Annotated in this window: 23 protein-coding genes and 1 rRNA gene; 5 read left to right on the forward strand and 19 right to left on the reverse strand. The window is 45.1% G+C overall.

Annotated elements, in window-relative coordinates; translation table 11 throughout:
* Positions 1–304: 304 nt before the first annotated feature.
* Positions 305–730, reverse strand: coding sequence for an L-alanine exporter AlaE (gene alaE / locus Q1B11_RS04130; RefSeq protein WP_299727996.1), 426 nt, complete (start codon positions 728–730; stop codon positions 305–307).
* Positions 731–1,274: 544 nt separating this feature from the next.
* On the opposite strand from alaE, the gene thiM reads away from it, so the two are divergent.
* A complete protein-coding gene (gene thiM / locus Q1B11_RS04135; protein ID WP_299727999.1) occupies positions 1,275–2,084 on the forward strand; it encodes a hydroxyethylthiazole kinase in 810 nt (269 codons plus the stop codon).
* Positions 2,081–2,578, forward strand: coding sequence for an SCP2 sterol-binding domain-containing protein (locus tag Q1B11_RS04140; protein ID WP_299728002.1), 498 nt, complete (start codon positions 2,081–2,083; stop codon positions 2,576–2,578). The genes thiM and Q1B11_RS04140 overlap by 4 nt, the downstream gene beginning before the upstream one ends.
* Here Q1B11_RS04140 and Q1B11_RS04145 read toward each other — a convergent pair.
* Positions 2,553–3,131 carry a hypothetical protein gene (locus tag Q1B11_RS04145; RefSeq protein ID WP_299728005.1) on the reverse strand — a complete coding sequence of 193 codons (579 nt, stop codon included), beginning with the start codon at positions 3,129–3,131 and terminating at the stop codon, positions 2,553–2,555. The genes Q1B11_RS04140 and Q1B11_RS04145 overlap by 26 nt on opposite strands.
* A gap of 168 nt (positions 3,132–3,299) precedes the next feature.
* Here Q1B11_RS04145 and Q1B11_RS04150 point away from each other — a divergent pair, with 168 nt between their 5' ends.
* Positions 3,300–5,138, forward strand: a complete 1,839-nt coding sequence (locus Q1B11_RS04150; protein WP_299728008.1) for a hypothetical protein — start codon at positions 3,300–3,302, stop codon at positions 5,136–5,138.
* A 21-nt stretch (positions 5,139–5,159) separates the two neighbouring features.
* On the opposite strand, the gene Q1B11_RS04155 is transcribed toward Q1B11_RS04150, so the two are convergent.
* The 12 genes from Q1B11_RS04155 to Q1B11_RS04210 form a co-directional block, all read right to left on the reverse strand.
* Positions 5,160–5,567 (reverse strand): hypothetical protein, encoded by a 408-nt coding sequence (locus Q1B11_RS04155; RefSeq protein WP_299728011.1) that lies wholly within the window; start codon positions 5,565–5,567, stop codon positions 5,160–5,162.
* A gap of 139 nt (positions 5,568–5,706) precedes the next feature.
* Entirely contained in the window at positions 5,707–6,618 is a 912-nt protein-coding gene (locus Q1B11_RS04160; protein WP_299728014.1) for a hypothetical protein, read from the reverse strand.
* Positions 6,619–6,777: 159 nt separating this feature from the next.
* Complete coding sequence (locus tag Q1B11_RS04165; RefSeq protein ID WP_299728017.1) at positions 6,778–8,046, reverse strand: hypothetical protein; 1,269 nt, start codon at positions 8,044–8,046, stop codon at positions 6,778–6,780.
* Between the two features lie 162 nt (positions 8,047–8,208).
* Positions 8,209–9,093 (reverse strand): U32 family peptidase, encoded by an 885-nt coding sequence (locus Q1B11_RS04170; protein ID WP_299728020.1) that lies wholly within the window; start codon positions 9,091–9,093, stop codon positions 8,209–8,211.
* A 241-nt stretch (positions 9,094–9,334) separates the two neighbouring features.
* Complete coding sequence (locus Q1B11_RS04175; RefSeq protein ID WP_299728023.1) at positions 9,335–10,354, reverse strand: peptidase U32 family protein; 1,020 nt, start codon at positions 10,352–10,354, stop codon at positions 9,335–9,337.
* Between the two features lie 162 nt (positions 10,355–10,516).
* Positions 10,517–11,098, reverse strand: a complete 582-nt coding sequence (thpR, locus tag Q1B11_RS04180; protein ID WP_299728026.1) for an RNA 2',3'-cyclic phosphodiesterase — start codon at positions 11,096–11,098, stop codon at positions 10,517–10,519.
* Between the two features lie 147 nt (positions 11,099–11,245).
* Positions 11,246–12,679 carry an o-succinylbenzoate--CoA ligase gene (gene menE, locus Q1B11_RS04185; RefSeq protein ID WP_299728029.1) on the reverse strand — a complete coding sequence of 478 codons (1,434 nt, stop codon included), beginning with the start codon at positions 12,677–12,679 and terminating at the stop codon, positions 11,246–11,248.
* Positions 12,676–13,686 carry an o-succinylbenzoate synthase gene (menC, locus tag Q1B11_RS04190; RefSeq protein WP_299728032.1) on the reverse strand — a complete coding sequence of 337 codons (1,011 nt, stop codon included), beginning with the start codon at positions 13,684–13,686 and terminating at the stop codon, positions 12,676–12,678. The genes menE and menC overlap by 4 nt, the downstream gene beginning before the upstream one ends.
* A 40-nt stretch (positions 13,687–13,726) precedes the next feature.
* Positions 13,727–14,575, reverse strand: a complete 849-nt coding sequence (menB, locus tag Q1B11_RS04195; protein ID WP_299728035.1) for a 1,4-dihydroxy-2-naphthoyl-CoA synthase — start codon at positions 14,573–14,575, stop codon at positions 13,727–13,729.
* A 21-nt stretch (positions 14,576–14,596) separates the two neighbouring features.
* Positions 14,597–15,397, reverse strand: a complete 801-nt coding sequence (gene menH, locus Q1B11_RS04200; RefSeq protein WP_299728038.1) for a 2-succinyl-6-hydroxy-2,4-cyclohexadiene-1-carboxylate synthase — start codon at positions 15,395–15,397, stop codon at positions 14,597–14,599.
* Positions 15,394–17,142 carry a 2-succinyl-5-enolpyruvyl-6-hydroxy-3-cyclohexene-1-carboxylic-acid synthase gene (menD, locus tag Q1B11_RS04205; RefSeq protein WP_299728041.1) on the reverse strand — a complete coding sequence of 583 codons (1,749 nt, stop codon included), beginning with the start codon at positions 17,140–17,142 and terminating at the stop codon, positions 15,394–15,396. Before menD ends, menH begins: the two co-directional genes overlap by 4 nt.
* Positions 17,142–18,533, reverse strand: coding sequence for an isochorismate synthase (locus tag Q1B11_RS04210; RefSeq protein WP_299728044.1), 1,392 nt, complete (start codon positions 18,531–18,533; stop codon positions 17,142–17,144). The genes menD and Q1B11_RS04210 overlap by 1 nt, the downstream gene beginning before the upstream one ends.
* A gap of 202 nt (positions 18,534–18,735) precedes the next feature.
* Between Q1B11_RS04210 and Q1B11_RS04215 the strand changes: the two genes are divergently transcribed.
* Positions 18,736–19,077, forward strand: coding sequence for a hypothetical protein (locus Q1B11_RS04215; RefSeq protein ID WP_299728047.1), 342 nt, complete (start codon positions 18,736–18,738; stop codon positions 19,075–19,077).
* 60 nt (positions 19,078–19,137) lie between these two features.
* Here the strand turns inward: Q1B11_RS04215 and Q1B11_RS04220 are convergent, their stop codons facing one another.
* Entirely contained in the window at positions 19,138–19,368 is a 231-nt protein-coding gene (locus Q1B11_RS04220) for a hypothetical protein (RefSeq protein ID WP_067520211.1), read from the reverse strand.
* Positions 19,369–19,453: 85 nt separating this feature from the next.
* Between Q1B11_RS04220 and Q1B11_RS04225 the strand changes: the two genes are divergently transcribed.
* Positions 19,454–20,002: a hypothetical protein gene (locus tag Q1B11_RS04225; RefSeq protein WP_299728053.1), complete on the forward strand. Its 549-nt coding sequence runs from the start codon at positions 19,454–19,456 to the stop codon at positions 20,000–20,002.
* A gap of 23 nt (positions 20,003–20,025) precedes the next feature.
* On the opposite strand, the gene putP is transcribed toward Q1B11_RS04225, so the two are convergent.
* From putP to rrf, 4 genes are all read right to left on the reverse strand, one after another.
* A complete protein-coding gene (gene putP, locus Q1B11_RS04230) occupies positions 20,026–21,519 on the reverse strand; it encodes a sodium/proline symporter PutP (protein WP_299728056.1) in 1,494 nt (497 codons plus the stop codon).
* Between the two features lie 133 nt (positions 21,520–21,652).
* A complete protein-coding gene (locus tag Q1B11_RS04235) occupies positions 21,653–23,005 on the reverse strand; it encodes a DEAD/DEAH box helicase (RefSeq protein ID WP_299728059.1) in 1,353 nt (450 codons plus the stop codon).
* Positions 23,006–23,430: 425 nt separating this feature from the next.
* On the reverse strand, positions 23,431–23,916 hold the full coding sequence (locus Q1B11_RS04240) for a sn-glycerol-3-phosphate transporter (RefSeq protein WP_299728062.1): 486 nt from the start codon (positions 23,914–23,916) through the stop codon (positions 23,431–23,433).
* A 472-nt stretch (positions 23,917–24,388) separates the two neighbouring features.
* Positions 24,389–24,504 (reverse strand): 5S ribosomal RNA (gene rrf, locus Q1B11_RS04245).
* Between the last annotated feature and the right edge of the window lie 346 nt (positions 24,505–24,850).

Raw genomic sequence — 24,850 nt, forward strand, 5'->3', positions numbered from 1 at the left:
GGAGTGTTTATTATTAATGCTGTTGGTGAGGGGTAACTCATCCATACAGTCATTTTCAACAGAGCAGCCAAACATATTGTTGTCTGGATGACCTGATACTCCAACAAAGACGCAGGGCAGCATGCCTGAAGAAAAAGGGCGCTGACATTACCCGTACAACTCTATCGGGCATATGTCGACAATCACATAGTTGACCGTCGACTTATTTCGGAAAATAACTATACCGCCAGAAAATAAAAATAAAAAGCCTTGGTTCGGCAACTACTTACCAGCCAAAGCATATTTTATTACTTAGAAAAGATAATTATGCAGCCGGTATCGCAACCGGCTTAAACCATAGACGACAATACTGCATATATATTCCATAGGGTCGTCCCATGATCAACATCGCACCTATTTGACCTGCACAGGCCATAAGCACCTGCTCAACGCCTGCCCCAGTGGAAATCACTAGCGAAGCGTATAAAGGGATTTGAAAAGAAACATAGGCCAGAGCATCCAGCAGCGCCATTTGCATAAATCCCTGCCCGATCTTACTGCCTCGACGAAATAGCCAGTCACGGTATAAACCATAGGCTCTCGCCGTGAAAAGATTCACTGGAATACTGAGCAAACGGGATTGCAGCGATTGATCAAACGTTAGGCCAGCCATCAATTCAACGGTCATTCCAATAATAATGCTAAAGGTTACCATGGCAAAGGTATCCGCAAGCATGTCCCGATTAAACATTGCCCTTACTCCTGAAAACAAAAGAGCAAAAAAATCCAACACCGGCAAGGTTGCCAGTCATTCTTTATACCCAAAGGATTTCAAGTTGCTACGCGGCGGCAAGTAAGCGAAGCCCGTGAGCCTACAAATAGTAGGTGATCGGGGTGAGCGCACATAGCCAACAAAGTAACAACTTGAAAGGCGACGGGTATATCTATGGTTTACCGGCCTTGAGGAGGGCTTTCCACTGGTCATTTAAGAAGTGAGAAGGGTTGACTCTGGTAAAATTCAAGTGGTAAATCAAACAATCGGGGGGCCGATTTGATCGGTAAAAAATATCCCTAAAACAGAAAAACAACAATAGCGAGAAGTATCAAAATACCGCCATTAGCAGTAGATTAATCTAAGCAGACGAGCATCAGCAGATATTTCACCTATAGTGATTAAGCTTGAAATTCCCTGTTATTTATCGATGATATGTTGGCAACGTCAACGACCATGATAAAAATCAATTGCTCCCTCCGCAATTCTGCATATGATACCGACAGGACAAAAAGGCTAACCCATGCACGAAAAAATCATTCAGTCTCTTGAAGCACTGAGAGAACAAAAACCGCTGGTACATAACATCACCAATGACGTGGTGACAAACACCACCGCCAATGCGTTACTGGCCATTGGTGCCTCACCCATTATGTCCAGAGCGGCAGAAGAAGTTGCCGATCTGGTGGGCCTGATTGGCAGTCTGGTCATTAACACGGGCACACTCACCAGTACCAGTATCAACAGCATGAAGCTTGCCGTTGAAACCGCCAACCAGCTTGGTAAACCCTGGATATTGGACCCTGTGGGCGCCGGCGCCACACCCTTTCGCCTAAACAGCAATATCGAGCTGCTTAAATATAAACCCGCTGTCGTTCGTGGTAATGCCTCTGAAATTAAAGCACTGTTTACCGGCGCTAATGAAGGTAAAGGTGTTGATAGCAGCAGTAGCAGCGAATCCACCCTGGATTTCATTCAGGAAAAAGCCCGTGAGTACAATCTGGTGATTGCCGTCACAGGCGCAACGGATTTCATCACGGATGGCTCAGATGTCTATCAAATCACCAACGGTCACCCAATGATGGCTCGTGTCACCGGCACCGGCTGTACAGCTACGGCCATTATCGGCGCATTCCTGGCGGTATCAGAAAACCCTTTGATTGCAGCCGTTTCCGGACTGACCTGCCTTGGTATTTCCGGAGAAGTCGCAGCGAAGAACTGCCCTGGCCCCGGCACCCTTCAGGTAAAACTTCTTGACGAGCTTTACCGACTGGATCATTCCGCTATCAAACAATTCGCCAAAATCAGCAATCTAAAAAGGAGCTGCCATTGAGCCTGTTTTCTTCATTCAAAGCCCCTTTAGCGGCACTTCCCTTTCCGGCTTTTAAAAAGCCGGGAATGGAGTTACTCGGACTGCCTATTCGACTACTGCCGTCTGCACTGGTGAATAAACCGCTGACCAGAGCCATCAATCAGGTGTTCAAAACACCCATTGAAGAAGGGGATTTTGATTTTCTGGAAGACCGTTGCCTGAAAATTCACGTAACGGATCTGGCGATCAGCTTCTACATCAGTTTTGATGGTCAGCAACTGCTGGCTACTGGCCCAAGGCATTTTGATGTGGAGTTCCGTGGCAATACTCAAGCCTTTAAAAAACTGGCAAGTCGTCAGGAAGATCCTGATACTCTCTTTTTTCAGCGCCACTTGATGATCGAGGGCGATACCGAGCTTGGCCTGGGTGTAAAAAATCTTATGGACAGCATAGAGATAGAGCAGCTACCCACTGCCATTCAGTTACTTATCAAAACCGGGAAAAAACTGGTTTAGTCTTTCTTGTCTTGTACCCTTCATTTCTGGCTAACAATTTAAGTTGGCCAGAAAACCATTCGGCTGTCTTTGTCGCTTTCTCCAAGCCCTCCTTCCCGACATCACTTACTTTCTCTTTTGACCGATTCGCGTGAAAACATGCAGCATGCATTAACTCTTCATGGGTTCTGATACCATATTTATGGAATACCCACATCGGCACCGACTCCAAGTTTGCCAGCGAATTCATTAATAAAGCCATCCTTTTATGATAACGAAAATGACAACCTCTTCTATTTTCGCTAATTTGTTGAAGATGCTTTTTGACGTATTCATAACACCATGCAGCGTCCTCTAAATGACCTAGCTGCTGCAAATAAAGCCCCTTTTGAGATTGATAATACACACTGCACTTATTGCATACTTTTTTTATCGTTTGTAAGGCCATATTGGGATCATCATAGAGATGCCATTCAAGGGAAGACTCCCTGATAAGAAAAACATCTTGCAGCCATGAAGGAACTTTTATGCGTTTCTCTCGAAGGAAGCGCAATTCTGCCCGGTTATTATCCACTCTCTTTTTCGTATAACAGAGGTAATGCCGAGTAGCCATCACCAATGAAGGTTTTATATTCTCTATAAATACTCCCCCTGATAACTAGCTGGTGAACCAACGTGTGCTTAAATGTTAGCTCTACTAACCAAAATGTCATGTACTGCAAGGGGTTATCTCTGGCAGTATATGGCAATGGAACGGCATAAATTTAAGCCCAAGGTGGGCGAAGACCCCAGAATACCACCCGAAATCGATGAAATTCAGGCAAATTGGTGTAATACCCCATCCTGCAAGAATTTTCTGATCCCAGCGGTCAATGATCGCAATGACCCTTGCTATAGGCTCAGTGGTCAGGCTGGTGATGCCTCCCTGATGTGTCGAGAGTGTGGAAAAACGACATTAATTAAGAGTAATCTGTCGATTGCTGAAGAACTTTACCGTATACGGCATAAAAAATACGATGAGATAAACAAAAATAAAACCATAAAGCAGGCCAAGCGTCAACAATGTACAAGTGAAGGTTGCAGCAATTTTAGCTTAACCATTGATCAGTTCCCATTTTTATACAAAGTTCATGGTAAAACACCGGCTGGAAGCAGTCGTTTTCTGTGCAAAGGTTGTGGCAAAAGCATCACTCCTGAGCCAAAGGAAAAGCGACACAATTCAGACATCCATAAGTATCAAAACCGAATAGCCTTCAAGCTTTTTGTCAATAAAGTCCCTCTGAACCGAATGCAGGAAATCTGCGGTCTTTCCAAGAAAGTTTTACTCAATAAGCTGAATGTCTTTTATGAACGCATGGTTGAGTTTTCTTATGAGAGGGAGGCAAGACTACCGGAACTCGATATTGAGAGGCTATACCTGTCTACAGATCGTCAGGATTACAATATCAACTGGACTCAGAAAAAAGACAGAAGACATACGACAATCACCTCTATAGGGACTGCTGATAACCATAGTCGTTATGTATTCGGCATGAATATCAATTATGATCATGACACCAAGCTTGAGGACATCACCAGAGAGACAGAGGCGTTAGAAGATGCCAACAAGCATCGTTATAATCGTAGGCATTCACGACTATGGACTGAGCAGGACTTTCTGGAGGAGCTTAAGAGTCAAAGAAAACTATTTTTTAAGCAGCATGCAAAGGCAAAAAACAAATCCAAAAAGAAGAAAGATCAACTCGCTGCAACCATAGAAGACCAAGCTAAAATGATTGCAGAGCTATCTGAAAAAATTCAGGCGAGTATGCAGCCAGATAGACATATAAATGAGGCTGACGATGATCAAAAACTCCCTTCCTATGGATGCAAAGTGCATAGTGAATATACTCAGTTTGCTCATTTCTTGATGCTTTCTGATCTCTTTAAAAATGTGGAAAAAGTTCGATTTTATACTGACTTTGAATCAGGTATTGACCGTGCCTTTAATCTGGGATTTGGTGAAAGAATTTCATCGGAAACGGCTGATTTGTTTATTGTTAAAGCAGAGAAAGGTTTGGCTATTGACCATAAGGATTCTCTAATTGGTGAGAGCAAAGCCAAAATTAAAGAAACCATGCTAGATAATAATATGACTGAGAATGAGGCCATTAATTACCTCATTAGAGAGAGTATCGAAAACCCTGTCAGAATTAGAAACAATCGATACCACTGGTATGAGCATCCAGTAAATACCAGACAAGAAAGCAATAAATTAGTGGCCTATTGCAGTGATATTGGTCAGTATGATGATATTCATAAGGCGAACTTAATTAAAAACGCAACACTGACAGGTATCGATGTCTTTTTTATGCAGGTTAGAAGACGTTTAATGTATTTAGAAAGACCTATACAGACTGCATCTAACAGAGGTGTTGTATGGCATGGTTACAGCCCGTATAACCCTTTTAGAGTTGAGCAAATCCTTCAAGTCTTTCGAAGTTATTATAACTATGCTCTTGTTGGTCAAGATGGAAAAACCCCAGCACAAAGGCTAGGGCTGGCTAGAAGCAAGGTTGAATTATCAAAAATAATTTATTGATAATTTGATAACAAGCTTATTTCATCCTTTTATTAGCTTTTTAATATCATCATTTAATGCTTTAAGTTCATCATCGCTAGAATAGCTTCTTGCATCTGAGTAATAAAGTTCTTCAGACCAGTTTTTTCTCACTTCATCTTCAATAATTGGTTCAATGGCATATGAAATTTGACCTTCAATAAAATGGCAAGCTTCTTTATCCATTGATAGATGTAAATCAACTGATTTGGTCTGTATATATGAACCTGAAACGCTTAAATAGCCGTTGGTATTCATAATTCTAAATGAAGCACGATAAATTGGATTCTTATCTATATTGTAAATAGTTATTTCAGCTTCATCGTTAAAGTATCTAGAATTTCTTCTTTTAATTTTTACGTTAAAGTAAGAGAATGAATCAATAAATTGATTAAGTTTTTTTATGCTCATGTTAATTCCATTATTTGGTAATGATAACAGAATTAAAAATTAAAAAAAAGATAAAATCCTATATTAAGAATTTTTAGTAGAAGTCTAATGGTTGACCACAATCTTTTAATGGATTGCAGTCATTTTTTAATGCATAAAATTATTGTTTTATGCTTTTTAGGAATTGATTTAATAACTTTCGCTCACTATGAGAATTTATGAGAACAGTAAGTTTTGATATCTCAGTCGTTGAAATCAAAGAACTACCTTGTCTAACTATACTGCAAATATCGTCAAATTCCTTTTCATATGATGAGCACCAATTTGCCCAATACTTGAGGTCATTATGAGAAAATAAGCTAATGCCGGAATTGGTCAGTGAATTAAGATTATCCCAAATTCCGACAATCAATCTTTTTCTAAGATCATTCTCAGGATATAGGGCAGAAAATCCTTTCAAAGTAGCAATTTTTTCTTCTCTATACTGTGGTCTTGGTAGCGTTCTACCTTCAATAGCTTCATTGTCAAGTATTTCTTTTTCTGAGAGTTCTTTTTCAATAACAATGTCGGGGTTTCGAGATCTAATCATCTGGTTTAGTTTACTGACTACAACATCAGGACAACCACGGTTTTTATGCGTCAATGACTTGAGTTTAGAGTGTATAGCATCAGCTCCTTGAGACCCCTGCCTGAGCGTTTCAATATTTTTTTTGTACTCATCAGCAAAGAATAAAAAATCAGCAATGGTTTCTCGATGGCTTTGCTCAGTAACAGCCATATCAAAACTTCTGGAAAGCTGTTTGAACTCCACGCCGAAGATGGTTTTACCACAATCTTTTCCAATATTAGTAACTATGCCATCTTTCGTGGTTCGGACTATGTAGCCGCTGTTGTGTGGTTGCCTGCAATTCATGAGGCCGCATTGAACAGGGTGAGGAAAGACGTATCTGCCAATAATTTCTTTCAATTTATAGTCACTAGAGTCTAATTTTTCATGGTATCCAGCTATCTCAGTGACATCTGTCCATGTCTCTACCTTAACAAACTTTTTATCTTCTTTTAGGGTGATCATTATGAGAGCTTTGAAAGACTATGTGCGTATAAGCATACACGACACTTTATATGGTAAAAAAGAGTCATTCAGAGCCAAAAAAATGAATTTCTGGGATTATTCCTATAGATCGATATTTTAGTTATAAAAACAGGATTTAATATAACAGCATGCCTGATTTCAGGCACACGTTGGTTCACCAGCTAGCCCTGATAATGAATCCAACTTTTTAGAAAAAGCAATCAGATGATGCATAAACTCTCCATCAGATCTTTCCTCTTTACTGCTCAGAAGTCGAAATAATGCTTGATTGGCTCGATTTACATGCCGGAATATTGTCTGTGCCATGCCACCTACGGAGTCCGATAAACAATCAAATCTCACACCCGCCTGAAAATCACCTTTAACTGCGAATTTCCGCCACCAAAAATGCTTTTCAGCATAGTCGACATGATCCTGAATTATGGATAGAAGTTCTTCAACACTCTTTCCTGAATCATCTTTGGCACTGCCAATAACAGGTTCAAATGACTCTTTGCTTAAACCAACTTGGTCGCTCAAGCTGTCGGCGTACTCAAGACAATCCACCAAATCATAATATTCTTTTAATTTATCATTTTTTGCATAACTACAAGCTTTACAAAAATAGTCTCTTGCTTCATTAAATCCGTCTGTTTTTAAAGACAGAACGCCTAATGAATAATAAAGGTTATATCTGGCCTTGGGGTTTATCTGAATACAATAATCTTCCAAGATAGCCTCAAATGGTTGCAGATATTCAATACCATGCTTTGCAGAAGCCCAATCATCAATACCCTCTATTGCTTTGTAGCAGATACTCCCTAACGGCCAGCTTATGGTACTTTTCAGATCCCCAATACTCTTTTCTGTAAGCAAAGTGTCGCCCAATAACTCAAGAGCAAGATCAATGACCAGATTTCCACGCTTGTTTTCCTTACTCGACAGACTTCCAATCATGTATACCAGCGTTTTTTCTATAAGATGATCCCTTTTGGATAGCATAGCTGCTGTCTTGTATGAAACTCGTTGGCAACCCCTTAACAATCGAATATAACGTTGCACATCAATGAGCTGCTGAAATAGATCGCGTACTTCTTTATCCGAGATTGACGACCTATCGAATCCCCGCCCACCTTCTGGGACAGTGTTTTGGATTCTTACTGCCTGATCAATTAATTGAAGAGCTTGCTCGCCGAGCCTACCTCGCTCATCACGATCAGAAGAAAATTGATCATCATATTTTCTCAGCTTTGTATCTCTTTGAGTGATCCTTTTTTCACTGATTTTTATTCTAAGATCTGGATGAGAAGACTTCCTTTTTAAGCGAGAGCGTGGATTGTAATCATCCGGTTTATTATCATTTGGGAGAGACTTGCCATTACAATAATAAGTTGTTACAAGCCCTCTTCCGGTTCTAACTGAATCCATGGTTATCCTAGAGCGTCATTAATGTGTTTGATTACAGCCGGCCACAGTAAACCTTATCCCGAACTATGGGATAAATCATAAAGCCGACAGATTAAAGACACCGTCGTGCTTAGAAAGTTCACCAAACCGGCTTTCACCCTCCCCAAAAATAACCGTCACGCTTCATGTGGGGATATGGTCAATTCCCCGTTGACCAAACCAGTAACCATTTAATGTCTTCGTATCGCTATTGCCCTGTACAACCCCTTTGCTAATTATGGACTCTGCCAACCTTTGGGCTACACCGAAAATGTCACCAGAATGTGCAGACAAACGGACACCGTTGACACCTTCAGACTCGATACCATGCCACTGATCGAGTATGTCATGGCACTGACCGGATAATGTCTGGATACCATTCATAACAAACAATGCATCACCTTCCTGAGTGGCCAGTGGGATACCAGAAGCGGTTTTCAGACAGGCAAAGCCACAATTATCCTTACTGTTATTTTCAGCACGGGCAGTAAAACACCGGGCTGAATAAGCCAATGGAAGATACCCATAACCAAACACTTCGGTTTCCAGCTTCTGGGCACCCAGCTCAGGCAACCTCTTTGTGATCATCTTGAGATGATCAAAAGACAGCTCTACCGGCATCACCCAACGTTTCAGGCCTTTGTCATGCAATACTGTCAGTGCCTCAGCACTGTATAGATTAACCGAAGGACCGGTGGTGAAAGGTAACCCAACTTTAGAGAGATAATGCACCGCACTCATATCATTGGCTTCCGCCAGAAATTCACCATTACCACAAATTTTGCTGACTTGTGACAACTCCGACTCTGCCTCTATCAAGGTCAGGGTAGACAGCACGACTTCTTTGCCTTTTGCCTGTAACATTCTGGCAATGTATAGCCAGTCATCCAGCTTCAACTCCCGACGTTTGGAGCAGACTACCTCCCCCAAATACACGCGGTCAAAGGCAGACTCAGCCACCTTTTCATAAAAGGCAATCACTTCGGCTTTAGGCCAGAAGAAGAGCAACGGCCCGAGAGTAATTTGCATGGGTTAATCCTTTTTATGCCCCAGGAATTAAGGAGCAGAAAATCTAAACTTTACGATGAATCAATTTTTAAAATGGCTTTTATACCAATTCTGCTTTTAAATTATGGGCTGTGCAGCCATTTTGGTCGACTGGATCTGTGTTGAAGTTCCTCGCCATAGCTACGGCTATGACTCGTCTCTTCGCCTTGCCCAGCCGGCCAAAATAACTTGCTCACTCCATAATTTAAAAGCGACATTGGTATTACTGCCAGGTTCGACTATATGCGCCAAGTGTCGTTTGGCTTCCTTCAGATAATCGACCCAACCCGGACATCCAACGGTCATTGGTAGCAAAGGCAGCAGGGTTTGCCTGATAGTGATCAATGGCTTCCCGCCATATTCTGACAACCTCGGCAACATAAGCCGGGCTACGCTGACGACCTTCAATTTTTACCGCACTGATGCCCGCCTCATGGAGCTGCGGGATCAAATCCAGTGTATTCAGGCTGGTTGGCTCTTCGATTGCATGACTGATATGACCATTCACAGCAAACCGACCTTTACACAGTGTTGGATAGCCTGCCTGTTCATTCTTTGCAAAACGATCAATCAACAACCCACCTAGACGGGTTTCCATGCCGTTTGCCGTTTCCTGCCAACGAACGGCAGAAGCCGGCGAGCATGCACCCGCAGTATTGGGTGATTCCCCCGTTACATAAGACGACAGAATACAGCGACCTTCTGCCATGATGCACAAACTACCAAAGGCAAATACCTCAAGCTCCACTGGGCTTTTCTGTGCCAGTCGCTCAACTTGCTTTAGAGAAAGCACCCGGGGTAAAACCGCCCGTTTAATACCAAAATGGTCGTGATAAAAAGACAGGCTGGCCTGATTGGTGGCTGACGCCTGAACCGACAAATGAAGATTCAGTCCAGGATGTCGTCTACTGGCGTAATCCAGGACGCTGATGTCCGCAGCGATGAGAGCATCGACACCGACGTCGGCACACATGTCCACCGCTTTCTGCCAACGATGCCAGTTTGTCGCCTGGGCGAAAGTGTTAACGGCAACAAATAGACGTGCCTTTTTTCTATTTCCGTTTTTATGTGCAGGGTTGTGAGCATACTCAAGGGCTTTCAAAGCTCGCTGATCTGAGAAATTTAAACCGGCAAAATGACGCGCATTGGTTTCATCACGAAAACCGATATAAACCGCATCGGCACCGTTATCAACGGCTGCTTTCAGGGAAGGAAGATTACCGGCGGGACACACCAATTCCATAGATTGTTCCTTGTTTGGTACCATGAGCACGTAGCGACGCCCTATTAAAGAGCAACCTGTACGTTCTGCTCATAGCTTTTTGTGCAGATTACCAGACTGCACAAAAAACCAGCTTGATACTTATCAAGGAATAGGCTGAAAACCGAACTAAAGATGAGTAATTTACGCACTGATCGCCAAAGGCTGCAACGGAAACACGTGCAGAGCTTTGTACTTTTTGCCGTCGGACGAAGGTTCACTCTGAAATAAAACCACTTCGGCCACCGTCATACGAAAACTGGGCAGATTGAAAAACTGACTGTGATTCACATATCTTGGCGATGTGAATCGCCCTAACGTCACGTGAGGATAAAAGTTACGGCGCTCCGGCTGAAAACCAGACTGCAGAGCGGCATACTCACAGATGGCGGCAAGGCGCTTAAGCTCTTTCCCTGAATGCATATCCAGTGCCAGAATGCGTGACTTTCGACCATTAGGGAAAAATCGGAAACACCCCGTCATGCTGTCAAACATTTTACAGCCAGAAAAACCCTGTTCAAGACGAGCAATCAACGTATCAAGCTGATCTATGTTGCTGCTACCAAGAAACTTCAGGGTAATATGCTGCTGCTGCGGAACCACCCAGCGCACATCATGAGTATGTTCATCACCCGCCCTGTGAATCGCTTTTTTGTGCAGAGTTGCAGCAAGCTCAAGGGGAAGCCTTACTGCGAGAAACGTTCTGACCGCGCTATCCTTTGACATATGTTCACCGGGATGATTCAGGTCATCTAATGCGCTGCAGCTACTGCCATTTAAATTCATGTTATTTTAACTTCAACGCCATACTGCCAAAACCAATTCAAACATTTTAGTGCATTCAAGGCAAATAGAGGAGAGATGATTCGCCCATTAGGCCAATCTCTGAAATTCTTTACGATTTACTTTAATTCCCGAATTAGAAACAGTATCGGGAAATAAACGAACATGTTCCGGTATTTTAAACTTAGCCAGAGCACCTGTCAGTAAAGTTTTCACCTCAAACTCATTGAGTTGACCATCGACAGTCTGCACATAGGCTAACGGACGATGCCCAAACTCCGTGTGTTCAACCGCCACCACCACCGCCTGCACGATGTTTGGCAGCATTAATAACGCCTGCTCTATCTCTTCCGGATGAATATTTTCCCCTCCGGAAATCATCATATTATCGATGCGGCCATTGATTTTTATCTGCTCACCACACCACTCCCCTTTATCACCGGTATGAAACCATCCGGACTGATCCATAAGAGGCGTTACCTCACCGCTCTCAAAATAGCCTTGCGCCAGAGTTTCGCCAGAGACCAGAATTTCATTATCCTCAGACAACGTGAGCTTTCTGTATGGCAAAACCCGGCCAGACGTGACACCACCATGAACAAATTCAGGCTCTCCTGTACAAATCTGGGAGGCCATTTCTGTCATACCGTAGGTCGTCAGAAGGTTCACGCCCTGCTCCCTCGCTTTTGCCACCAAGGCTGGAGAAGCGACACCGCCACCGAGGAGAATATACCGAACCCCCAACGCGTGAAGATTAACGCCCTGCTCCAACAACCGAAACAACTGGGTGTTCACCAGAGACAAATGCGAAATACGCTGCGTAGCCAGCATGTCCGCCAAAGATATTTTCTTTTGGAACAGCGCTACCGTAGCGCCGGCAAGCACACAGCGCATAATGATCGCCAAACCACCCACATGAAACAACGGAAGCGACAACAACCAGGTATCACCTCTATTCAGAGGCAATTCCGACATTGAGCCACCGGCACTGTAAAAATGATTTTTATAACTGTGAGCAACGGCTTTTGGCGTGCCTGTTGTGCCGGATGTGGCAATCAAGTCAAAGACCGCATCCGGTGAGATATTGATAGACACCGGATTATTCAATGTCTCTGAGCTCTCATAGAAGCACTCATAGAAACATTCATCAAAGCACTTATCGAAAGCATCCGGAAGGTCGTTTCCACTGGCTATTAACGAAGCGCCTATCCGTTTCCCATAATCTTCCCGCTGCGCTACAGGAAATGCAGGGTTCACCGGTGAAAAGATCCATTGCGACCTCAGGCAAGCAAACAACAAGACAACGGTCTTCAAGGCATCTTCCGTCACAAAAAGAATTCGCTCACCTGCGTTTAACCCTTTTCCTGACAAATGCAAACGACATTGTTCAACCATCTGATCCAGCTGGGTAAAAGAAATCGTATTTTCTTCTCCTGTGATGGCGATGGCTGATGGATGATGAATAGCCTGATAGCGTAGAGGGCACTCATGAATAGCGGGAAAAGAAAAAGGAGTATCTGTCATCCACGTTCACAACATGTTGGATCAAAATCAATGGCATCACTGGCAGAAATATCACCAATGATCAGCTTCTGGCGAAAAACCGAGGCAGTATCCAAACCGGGTAACTCTTCAGGAATCCATCGGGCACTTAACTGATACAAAATATGCAAACCTATCACTGACTCATAGGAAGAGCTGATCATGGCACGAATTCCATGGTGCCGGGCGGACTCTATCAGCGCCTGACAACGCTTCAAACCGCCCACCAGCGTTGGCTTAATAATAATGGCCGCAAGACCTGACATTGGCTGCACAGTAAAACCCTGCTCCTGAACAGTTTCATCCAGAGCAAACCTTAAGCCCGTCTTATCATACAGTGTTGTAAAATCATCCACACACGCTGTCGGCTCTTCCACAAATGCAATACGCTGTAGGTCAATTGCACCCTTAAGTGCCTCTGCAAAATCACAGGCCTGATCAAAAGACCATTGTCGATTTGCATCCAGCTTTATACTGACGGAGTCCGGTAAAATTTGAAGTATTTGATGGATTCTAAACACATCGTCATCCCGCAAATGGCGACCGGTTTTCACTTTAAATTCTGCAGGCCACTCTCCTTGCCAATGCTTCAATCGATCAACAATCTTCTGTATATCGCCTTGCAGCAACGGTGCTGATGGTTGTTCGGGTAGCCAATGATCTTGCTTCAGCCACCATAAAGCAGACTCTATGCCAAAAGAGACCGATGGCATTAAAGAGAAATTCTGTAAAAACGACAGATTTTCAATATCCTGCAACGACTCTTTGGCATTCATTGCGGAACAAAAGGAAAGAAGCTGTTTCTCAGCTTCTTTCAACGTCTCTCTGCTAAAGCCCGGTAATGGCGCAATATCGCCATAACCAAAGCGATCCCCTGCCTGCAAGCAAAGAATCAAACCTTCCCGCTCACTGATTGAGTGTTGATTCACTGCGATCGGATGCTTTAGCGGCAGCCGATATTTAACAATATCAGCTTTCACTTTCATCATCGTGGGCATCACCATGAGGGGGCGTTAGCAAGTTTGATAATCAAGGATTACGACCAAAACGACCAAAGTCTGGCTGACGCTTTTCCAAAAATGCGTTGCGCCCTTCCTGAGCTTCTTCACTCATATAAAAGAGCAATGTCGCATTACCGGCCAACTCTTGCAGACCTGTCTGACCATCACAATCGGCATTCATAGCGGATTTCAAGCAGCGTAACGCCAGTGGAGAGTGCTGAAGAATTTCACGACACCATTCAACGGTTGTCTTTTCAAGTTCTTCAAGGGGAACAACGGTGTTAACCAGCCCCATACTTTCTGCCTTTTGGGCATCGTACTGACGGCAGAGGAACCAGATTTCACGGGCCTTCTTCTGACCCACGATACGGGCCAGATAGCTGGCACCATACCCGCCATCAAAAGAACCTACTTTCGGCCCAGTCTGACCAAAACGTGCGTTATCCGCAGCAATGGTCAAATCACACACAAGGTGCAGTACATGTCCACCACCAATGGCATAACCCGCCACCATGGCCACAACCGGTTTTGGGCAGGTGCGGATTTGGCGTTGCAAATCCAGAACATTCAGATGATGAGTGCCTTTGTCGTCTTTATAACCTGAGTCACCACGAACACTCTGATCGCCACCAGAACAAAAAGCCAGGTCGCCTGCGCCCGTCAGAATCACTACACCCACGGACTCATCAAATCGCGCCGATTCCAACGCTTTTTGAATTTCGACAATGGTCTGTGGTCGAAAGGCATTACGCTTTTCAGGACGGTTAATGGTAATTTTCGCAATACCTTCCGCCTGATGGTAAAGGATATCCTGAAAATCACCGGAGAGATTTTCCCAGATAACACCAGAATCCAACTGCTTACTTTCAATCGCCATACTCATTAACTCCTCAATTCCTCAGTTCCTTATTAAATCCCTGATCAGCCTGGCAAGTGCCTGTGGCTGCTCCCAATGAATATTGTGCCCACTCCCTGAAATAGAATGAGCACTATCAACCACACCTTCAGCCAGCAATTGTTTCGCCAGCAGACCAAACTTTTGATCCTTTTCACCGTAAAAATAGTGCACTGGGAATGGCTGACTGGCGATAAGGCGTCGATAATCCGGCTGCCTTGAAAGACTGAACGCCATCATCGCCTCAGCTAAATGCTTACCTGACTGTGAATCGGCTCTGGTAACCATCAGAGACGACACCTGTTCTTTGGTTAGCCCAGAGAATACCGGCTGACGATACCAATCACACAACACACGATGAAGATCGTCTTTCTGAAACCTTATTGCCCAGGCATGATCCGACAGTGCACGTTCTGCTTTCTCGTGTTCATTCACCAACCCCGTATGAGCGCCTTCCAGAAATAACTGAAGAACCCTTTCTGGCTGAGTAATGGCATAACTCATTGCCAACCGGCCGCCCAGTGAATAACCCAACAGGTTGAAGCGACTTAGATCAACTGACTGGCTTTGCTCTATTTCTGCGAGCGTGACGTCCAATCGACTGGCGAAAGCTGAAAAACCGTCATTATCTTTTTCGAGCCACGAACTCGCGCCATGGCCGGGTAAATCCACAGTAATCAGAAAACAGCTCTGGGTTAACTCATCAATTAAGTGCTGCCAATCCTCACCGCTGCCCATAAAACCATGCAACAACACGACAGTCGGAAAGTACGACTCGCCAAAACAGCGCCAGGCCAGCGTCATAATTCACTGACTCCGCTCACTGATTCACTGATCAGCTCCGCGCCTTGACCTGAAGGCGTCATCACTTCAATCAACGTACAACCAGGTGTTGTCATTGCTTGTGCAAAACAACTCGTGAATGCTTCAGGGGAATCTGGAGAAGCGTATTCAATACCAAAAAGCGCTGACGCGTGTTTTGCGGTTAACCCATGGGGGGTGACAAAATAGTCTTTAGCGACCTGAGCCTGATCTTCATCGCAGCCTTTGCTAGTGACATAAAAAATACCACCACCGTCGTTATTTACCATAACAATCACCAGAGGGTATTTAGCCTGTCTGGCCAGTTGCAACGAATTCAGGTCGTGGAAAAATGAAATATCGCCAATCAATAGCACCAGAGGCTGCTTACCGCCTACAGCGCAACCAGAAGCCGTGGCAATCAGTCCATCAATACCACTGGCTCCGCGACTGCTATAGATATTCGGAAGCTGATTGCTGGTAAAGATTTCAACCATACGAATAGGAAGGCTATTACCGAGAAACACACCTGCATTATCAGGCAAATTTTCAGCTAAATAAGTACCCAGCCAACGTTCATTCAAAAGCTCAGGCGCTGAAGCCTCCAGATAGTCGTGTAATTTTTCTGATAACTCATCAAAACGCTTTTTCCACGCCATTGAATCCGTTTTATGTAGTGGTAAATCAACCAATTGTTGGCAGAGATCATCAATATTCCCGATGATCCTTAAGCTCTGCCTCTGCCCCGCGTCCACTCTTCTGGCAGCTGGGTCAACCATCCAGTTTTCTATCCACGAATGACGGGTAATAAACTGATCCAGTCGTTTAGATGTTAAATACCCACCAAATTGCAGGATTCGGTCAGCCTGTTTAAACAGCGTTAAGCCTGAATCGCTGGCCAGCATAAGATCCGGATATTTTGTTGCCCGTGGGTGGCCGTGCAGTTGTGATTGCACGTCAGTGATTACTGGCCAGCCAAGACGGTCAGCGAGCCTGATGATCTGGCCAGTATCTGAATGATTGGAAATACGACCAACAACAATGATGCCTTTGCCATCGGCAAATCGCTGCCATCTTGATTCATCAGGTACCTGAGCACTCTTAAGCGGCATGTACTCGGTATAAGGAGAGCGGGAAGAAAGCCACGACTCAACCTCTGAGAAATACGACAGTTCGTTATTATTTTCGCCATCCGATTGATGGGGATACAGCGGTTCCCGGAACATACAATTGATGTGTAAAGGCAATTGAAGTGCACAGGAACGGGAAAACGACTGATCAATACTGCCCAATAGCCACCGGAGTGATATTTTTCGATCCGGTGTTGGCAAATCCAGCCTTGCTCCTGTGTAGTCACCAAAAATCCCCAACTGATCAATGGCCTGATTAGCCCCACAGTCAATCAACTCGGGCGGTCTATCTGCCGTCAATACCACCAGTGGGACACCGGATTGACGAGCTTCAATGATCGCCGGAAACAGGTTCGCAACCGCGGTACCTGAGGTGGTAATAACAGCAACCGGCTCGTTAGTTGCTTTCGCCAATCCCAGCGCAAAAAAACCAAGGCCGCGTTCATCAAAATGCACATGTCGTGTTATGCCATCATGGGCGGCAACAGCGAACGTTAACGGTGCGGAACGCGATCCCGGTGCGATACAGCAATGGCGAACGCCCAGACGCCAGAGTTCTTCGATCAATACAGAAGACCAAACCGTATTAATATTGGCGTAGCCAGTTTTAAACGTCATTAGCAAACCTGAACATTGTATTTTTGGTCTCTCTGGCAAGAGAGGATATCCACAACAGTCGCAATTTTATTATCAAGCTCCAACCATTCATCTTCTGCCACAGAAGCTTCAACAATGCCTGCACCGGAATACAACATCAGTGATTGCTCCGTTAATCGTGCACTGCGTATTGCAACACTGAAGTCACTTTTCTGAACACTCAATGTGCCACACACCCCAGCATACAAACCCCGTGCATAGGGCTCATGCTTTGCAATAAACGACATTGCTTCACGTCTTGGGGTACCGCCCACCGCTGGTGTTGGATGCAATGCCTGTAAGAGGTGTTCATCATGAACGGACTCATTCAATACACCTCGGATCTGATATCGAAGGTGTTGGATGTGCCTTAACTTGACGATGGAATGGCTGCGATCCGCCTCTAGCGTCTGGCACAACGAAGCGAGCTGGGTACAGATATCGTCCAATACCAGCCGGTTTTCATGGAGATTTTTTCGATCATTCATCAGCGTCCGGGCATACTGATCATCTTCCGTGGAATCAAAGCCACGAACAATGGTGCCGGCCAGTGCTTCTGTTGAGATAACATTTTCCAGACGCTTCACCAGCCTTTCCGGTGAGCATCCTAAGAAAACTTCATTATCCCCTTGGAACCAAAACTGATAAGACTGCGGATTCGCCTGCTTCCAGGCATGGAGTAATGACCAGCTTGATAACTGACCATTTATGTCTAACCGAGTCTCACGGGAAAATACCACCTTTTTCAGATACGCGGTTGCAAAAGCATTTTTTGCATTTGCAATCATCTCTTTCCAGTCATTATACGACGGTATATAGCCATTCGCTGTTGTCTGAACATTGATCAGCGGAAGTTGTTGTTGCCACGTCAATGATTGAATAACTTCCACGGCCTTACGGAGGCTGGATTGCCACTCAATATCATTGCCGCTGCGAAGATTGACGCCTAAAACATGGCCCTTGCGACTTTCGACCACTTCAACCAGAGGCAGGATTATCCGACCATAACCAAAGCTCGGCCAGATGGACTCTATATTGTCCGAAAAGGAAAGGTAACAAAGACAACGGGCGCCTGATAATTCGGGCAAGCTGCCCAATAGCGTTCGGGCATTAGCAAATGCAACACTGATATCTTTTCGAGAAGATAGCGCCTCTGACCAATTGTACCCCAGTGCTGCTACGGAATAATCACCATCCCGATCAGACCAATAAGCTTTTTCCTTAATGCTCTGTGAAGCAAGAAAACCCTTCAAGGCAATGGCAGGCAACGGTAACTCAACGCGATACAGCGGCTGATCGGGTGCAGACTCACTGGTCAGTCGCGCTAACTGTTCCACCATTAATGAAAACTGAGCCTGAATTACACGGGTCAAAGCAGCCTGCCAAGATAAGTAGTCAATGAATAAAAACAGCGTAAGATAACTAATGGTATATAGATTGACCACCATTATCAGGATCGTATTTACCGAGAATTGGACGAGTGTCCATAAAAAGATAGCTATACAGCCATATACAATCTTAGATGATTTTTCTTATCATTCATGACCTCATTTTTCACATAGGCAATCGCTGATCATGTCAACCAATGGTGAGTCCGCCAGAAAGTGGCTGGAAGAAAATAAAGGGAAGATTCAGGAGCCACGGATTCTCCAGATTAAGGACAATCTTTTGAAGAAACTCCAGCAGTCCGAAGAGCAGGAAACAGATACCTCGGAAGAATACGAAGGTTTGCTGGAAGCGCTGGAGGTGATGGAATCCTGGTTGATTGAAAATACGGTACCCGAAGTGGTTCAGAATGATTTACCACCACTGGACGCCAGCCCACTGGTGCAGGACGCGGCCGGTGAAGCACCCATTTTATCGAAAGAAGAGAAGCAGCAACGATTTCAAGCGCTATTGGAATCAAGCAAAGGGTAATAGACAGCTAAAGTGAAGCCAGCCAACAGGCTGGCTGGTGAAGCTGGATTCAAGTAATGCTTAGATATCCACTTTCAGTCGCTGGCATTCCTCCATCACATGATCGTAGGTCCACTCCCCTTCACCGGGGAAACTGACCCCATGCTCATTCAGCTTATGGCACATCTGCATGGGGTTGATGCCTTTTTTCGCCAGCCTTTCCAGGGTTTGCTTCAGTTCAAGATCCGCCTCGTTCAGCTCGACACTTTCCCTGGAGCCTTTTTTCCGTACTGCGACTTTTATTTGTTTCATTGCAATCACCTACAAACTACTGGTTGGGATAAAGTAATCTATAATGTATTGACAGTTTCTGCTGGCAGTAAAGCAGGAGAATCCTATGAAACGTCTCTACTACCTGACAGGTTCGCTCAACAGTGTAACCCAAATCATCGATGATCTTCACCATGCCGGTATTTCTGACTGGCATCTTCATGTCCTCAGCCGCAATGAAGCAGGGCTTTACCACCGGCAAATTCACAGCGCTAATATGCTTCAGGAAAATGATGTACTTCACTCTGGAGAGCTTGGCGCCTTGATCGGCGGGCTTGCCGGTCTGACGATTGCAACGCTTCTGGAACTCTGGGATCCATTCGAATTGGCTGCATCGTTCCCAATGCTTATTCTGGTTGCCGGGGTTTTTACCCTATTTGGAGCATGGAGTGGTGGTCTGGCCGGTGTCACCCGTGAAAACTACAAAACTGAACGTTTTCACGATGAACTCATTCGGGGCAGGCACCTGATTATGGTGGATGTGTCTAAACAACAGGAGAAAGTGGTTCGACATCATCTTAGCAACTACCACCCAGAAGCTTCTTTAGCGGGGGAAGACACCACACTCATTCTCCCCTTCAGTCCAAACTTCTGGCGTTACCCAAGACATAACTAAAGCGACTGGCATTCACTTTGCTTTCACTTTGCATCTAAAAGAGGCTGAACTCTGCTAAATAGTTCAGCCTCTTTTGCTTTGGGCTTCGGCCCAATTAAGCTGAAAACAACAACCGCAGCGCTGGAGAAGACAAAACCCGGAATCATTTCATAAAGGTCAAACAATCCCCCACTGAGTGACCGCCAGACAAACACCGTGACTGCACCTGTCACAATACCCGCTAATGCACCTAACCCATTCATACGTTTCCAATACAGCGAGAACATCAAGGCAGGGCCAAACGCTGAACCAAACCCGGCCCAGGCATATGCAACCATAGATAACACAGAACTATCCGGCGTTAATGCAATCACTGTTGCTATCGAAGCCATGACAACAACGGTAATACGACCAACGACTAGCATTTCCTTTTGACTTGCCGCTCTGTGAAAGAAATGACGATAGAAATCTTCAGCAACTGCAGTGGAACAAACCAGTAACTGGGAATCTGCGGTACTCATAATGGCCGCTAGAATCGCCGCTAACAGAATACCCGCTATCACTGGATGAAACAGTAGATTGACCAACAGCATTAAAATTGCTTCAGGGTCCGCAAGAACAATCCCTTGCTTTTGGGTATAGACCAGACCTGCAATCCCCACCATCAGTGCACCCACCATACACACAGCAGTCCAGGAAACAGCTATACGACGCGCACTGGGTAATTGCTCTATCTGCTTTATTGCCTTGAACCGAGCCAGTATATGCGGCTGCCCAAAGTAACCAAGCCCCCACCCCAATAAGGAAACAATTGTTATCCATGAGATGCTCTCACCTTGCCTATTGGTGAAAAGATTCGTGAAATGGGCATCCATGGATTGCAGTTCTGACATCAGCTGACCAGAGCCGCCTACAACCTCAAGTGCGTAGATGGGAACAATCAACATGGCGGCAGACATCAACAGCCCCTGTATCAAGTCCGTCCAACAAACTGCAAGAAAGCCACCGAAAAGCGTATACGACACCACACTCACCATGCCAATGATGACGGCCACTTCATAATCCAGGCCAAAGGTGGACTCAAATAACTTGCCACCGGCCACTAACCCAGAGCTGGTATAGAACAGGAAAAACACAAGAATCAGCAGAGCACTGATCGGTTGTATAAGAGAGGAAAGGTCTGAAAATCGATTTGAGAAATACTCTGGCAGCGTCAGGGAATCATTTGCTGTCACACTGAACACTCTCAAGCGCTTCGCTACAATCAGCCAGTTCAACCAGGTCCCTAATAATAAACCGGCACCCAGCCAAACTGCCTCAAAGCCCGCGACAAACACGTAGCCTGGCAGGCCAAGCAGCAACCATCCGCTCATATCGGATGCTCCGGCACTGAGCGCCGCAGTCCAAGGCCCCAGTGAACGGCCACCGAGAAAATAATCTGCGCCAGTACTGGTTCGCAGCCATGCCAGATAACCAACACCTAACATGCCTGCAAAGTAGACCAGAAAGGTCATCGCGATTTGAAACTGTCCGTCCATGGCTGTCCATCCTGAGAGTCATTCACGCTTTATAAGCACAACTCTCTTTATCGGACAGAAGCAGAAACTGAGTAATTTATCTAAGAAGCTGTTCACAATCTTTCTGTGAGCTGCAGACGATCATGAGCAGCTTCTAACGAGTACCCGCTTTTGCTGGGCTAACTCTTGGTTTTCGCGAGCGCTGCTTGGCACCGGGGGAAGTTTGTCGACCAGATGAGCCAGTAGAACCCGGCTTTTTATGAGGTTTATTACCGCCTGCTCGATGGCCGCCCTGGTGCTCAGTCTTTGGTTGCTTTGGCTTTTTGATTTTTTTAGGACGACGATTCGGATCATAGCCCGTTTCTGGCAGCTCATTAACCGGCGTAAAGCCATGGACTTCCTTACGCTCAAGGGTTTGCTTGATCAGCTGCTCAATGGCGGACAACAACTCCACTTCATCAGCACAAATCAGAGACACCGCCTGACCGGTTGCACCCGCTCTGCCCGTGCGCCCAATACGGTGAACATAGTCCTCCGCCACATTGGGCAGATCAAAATTCACTACCTGAGGTAATTGATCAATATCCAGTCCACGGGCAGCAATATCCGTAGCCACTAATACACGAACATCGCCGGATTTAAAATCAGCTAATGCTTTGGTACGAGCACCTTGGCTTTTATTGCCATGAATCGCGGCAGAGGTAATACCTTTATCATCCAGATAGCGGGAGAGCTTATTAGCTCCGTGCTTGGTTCTGCTGAAAACCAGCACTTGCTCCCACTGATGGTGTTTAATCAAATGAGCCAGTAAGGCAGGCTTTTGCTTTTTATCAACAGGGCTAATCCATTGAGTGACGGTCTGGGCTGTTGTATTTCGAGGGCTCACAGAAATTTCAACAGGATCATTCACCAGCCCTTTCGCCAATGTACGGATTTGATCAGAGAATGTTGCCGAGAACATCAAGGTCTGACGCTGCTTTGGCAAAATAGCCAGAATCCTTTTGATATCATGAATAAAGCCCATATCCAGCATACGGTCAGCTTCATCCAGCACCAGAATTTCCAGCTTATTGAAGCGGATAGCATGCTGATTATAAAGGTCGAGTAAACGACCCGGCGTAGCCACTAAAATATCCGCCCCACGACGCATACGCATCATCTGAGGGTTCACCTTAACACCGCCATAAACAACAGCGGAGCTTAGTGGTAAATGTCGACTATAAGAAAGTACATTGTCACCTACCTGCGCAGCCAGTTCCCGTGTTGGGGTCAGAATCAATGTGCGAACTTCGTTCGCTCCTACCCGCGTGCCACGGCTCAACAACTCAAGAATCGGTAAAGTAAAACCTGCTGTTTTGCCGGTTCCTGTCTGCGCTGCCGCCATCACATCCCTGCCCTCCAGCACAGCAGGAATCGCTTTACTCTGAATTGGTGATGGTGTTTCGTAGCCTTCCTCAGCTACTGCTTTCAGAATCGGGGCTGAGAGGCCCAGAGAAGAAAAAGTCATAAGTAAGATTGTCTCATGAAGGTTGGAACGGCGAAGAAATCCAACGTAGGGAACTTGATATTAAGCAGCCTTTCACACTGCTCTTACATGAGCAGCTGTAGGAATCGCTTCGCACGATACAATCTACTTATCTTTTCCGGGTGAGATGTTAAAAGCCCGAAATATTGTCTTGCGGGTGTTCAACAGCATTTAGCACATGTAAAAACTTAATGCCTGATATTAAGCAACGCTTCAATGCATAAAATACTCAATGAAACGATACCGCAGATTATCATCTAAAGAGTTATAAAGAGCTTCAGAAGGTTTTATCAGTGAACCAAGCGTGTGGATAGTACATCTTCTACCCACTTCTTTCTATTGTCTATATCCGAATAGCTTATTGGATGTTTATCTGGTGCAGTACGGATGAATAGCTTCGACCAGTTTCAAAAGCGTACAGGTGCGCTAACCGATAGTGTAATAGCATTGGCTCCCAGAAATACCAAATCAGTTTCCAGATAGCGGGTCGAGAAGCCGATTGTCGGCAGTATAGCTGGAGCAACATGTAGATTGTTAAACGGAATTTTGTTTTTATATTTCCCCCTGTAACCATGCAGCAGACCAAAAGCCCACTTAGTTCTCATACCTGACACATAGTCATCCAGACGGAATTCTTTCCCCCAATAAACAAACTGAGAATCCTGATTAAACGAGTTTTTGAAAAATGCCACCCCCCACATTTCATTTCCTTCATAGCGCTCAATACCGATCAACTTCTGGTCATTATTATGCTCAGGCTTGGGGTCCCAGTGCTTGGTATAGATACTGGTGCTAAAGACATATTTAACACCCTCACTGATACCTTTAGCTTCTTGGGCATTATCAGAAACGCCTGTTACAGAAGACCAAACCGGTGACGTAAAACAAGTCACTATGACTCCCAATACAAGCAGCGTACTGGATTTTTGGCAAAGGCTACTGATAGAGAACAGCAAAAAAATCTCCAGTTCTGTGTTTGATGGCATTAAAGGAAGGCGTAAAGCTTAAGTACCCAACCATATGAAATCATATTTTCGGACTTGTTGATCAGCCCCTCTGACTGCGTTGCAACTCTGGTCACATAGCTCGCTATGCTCCCGCCGTTGCGCCTTGCAGAGAACCTGACCAACAAGCCAGAAATATTCGATTCCATATGGCCGGGTACTTACTGCAAAAAGCTGAACAGGTTATTAATAGAGAATGAACGACCCTGTTTGTTCAACAGAATCCCAAAGAAGTTAAGCACAATCCGAAGAATGGAGAGCGACAAGACATATATTTTTTCAAACTGCAAAACGCAAAAAACCCCGAACACGAAGTGCTCGGGGTTTTCACAGCCTTGAGCGAACTCAAGGGTAATTTAGTGCCTGGCGATGACCTACTCTCACATGGGGAAGCCCCACACTACCATCGGCGATAAGTCATTTCACTGCTGAGTTCGGGATGGGATCAGGTGGTTCTAACTTTCTATGGTCGCCAGGCGTAACTTGCTTGAGTAAATGATTGATTAATCACTTACTCTGGAATCCGTTTTCGACCTCCAAGGATGGAGGAAGTACTAAAAAACGTCTGGAACGTTTTTATGTATAAGCTGAATCTTTTCTTGCTAAACACTCTATATTGCCACGGATGGCATGTATGCTAGCAATGCATGCCTACAAGGATGTAGGTAATTAGGGTAACGCATGGAGCAGTTACCGAGGAGCAATTGCTAGTGCTTGCGTATGGCTGTGTATCTCTACACGTCTAAATCGCTTTGGCGTTATATGGTCAAGCCGCACGAGTCATTAGTATTGGTTAGCTCAATGCCTCACAGCACTTACACAC

Origin of the sequence: uncultured Endozoicomonas sp. (genome assembly GCF_947495845.1) — a bacterium.
Lineage (GTDB): Bacteria > Pseudomonadota > Gammaproteobacteria > Pseudomonadales > Endozoicomonadaceae > Endozoicomonas.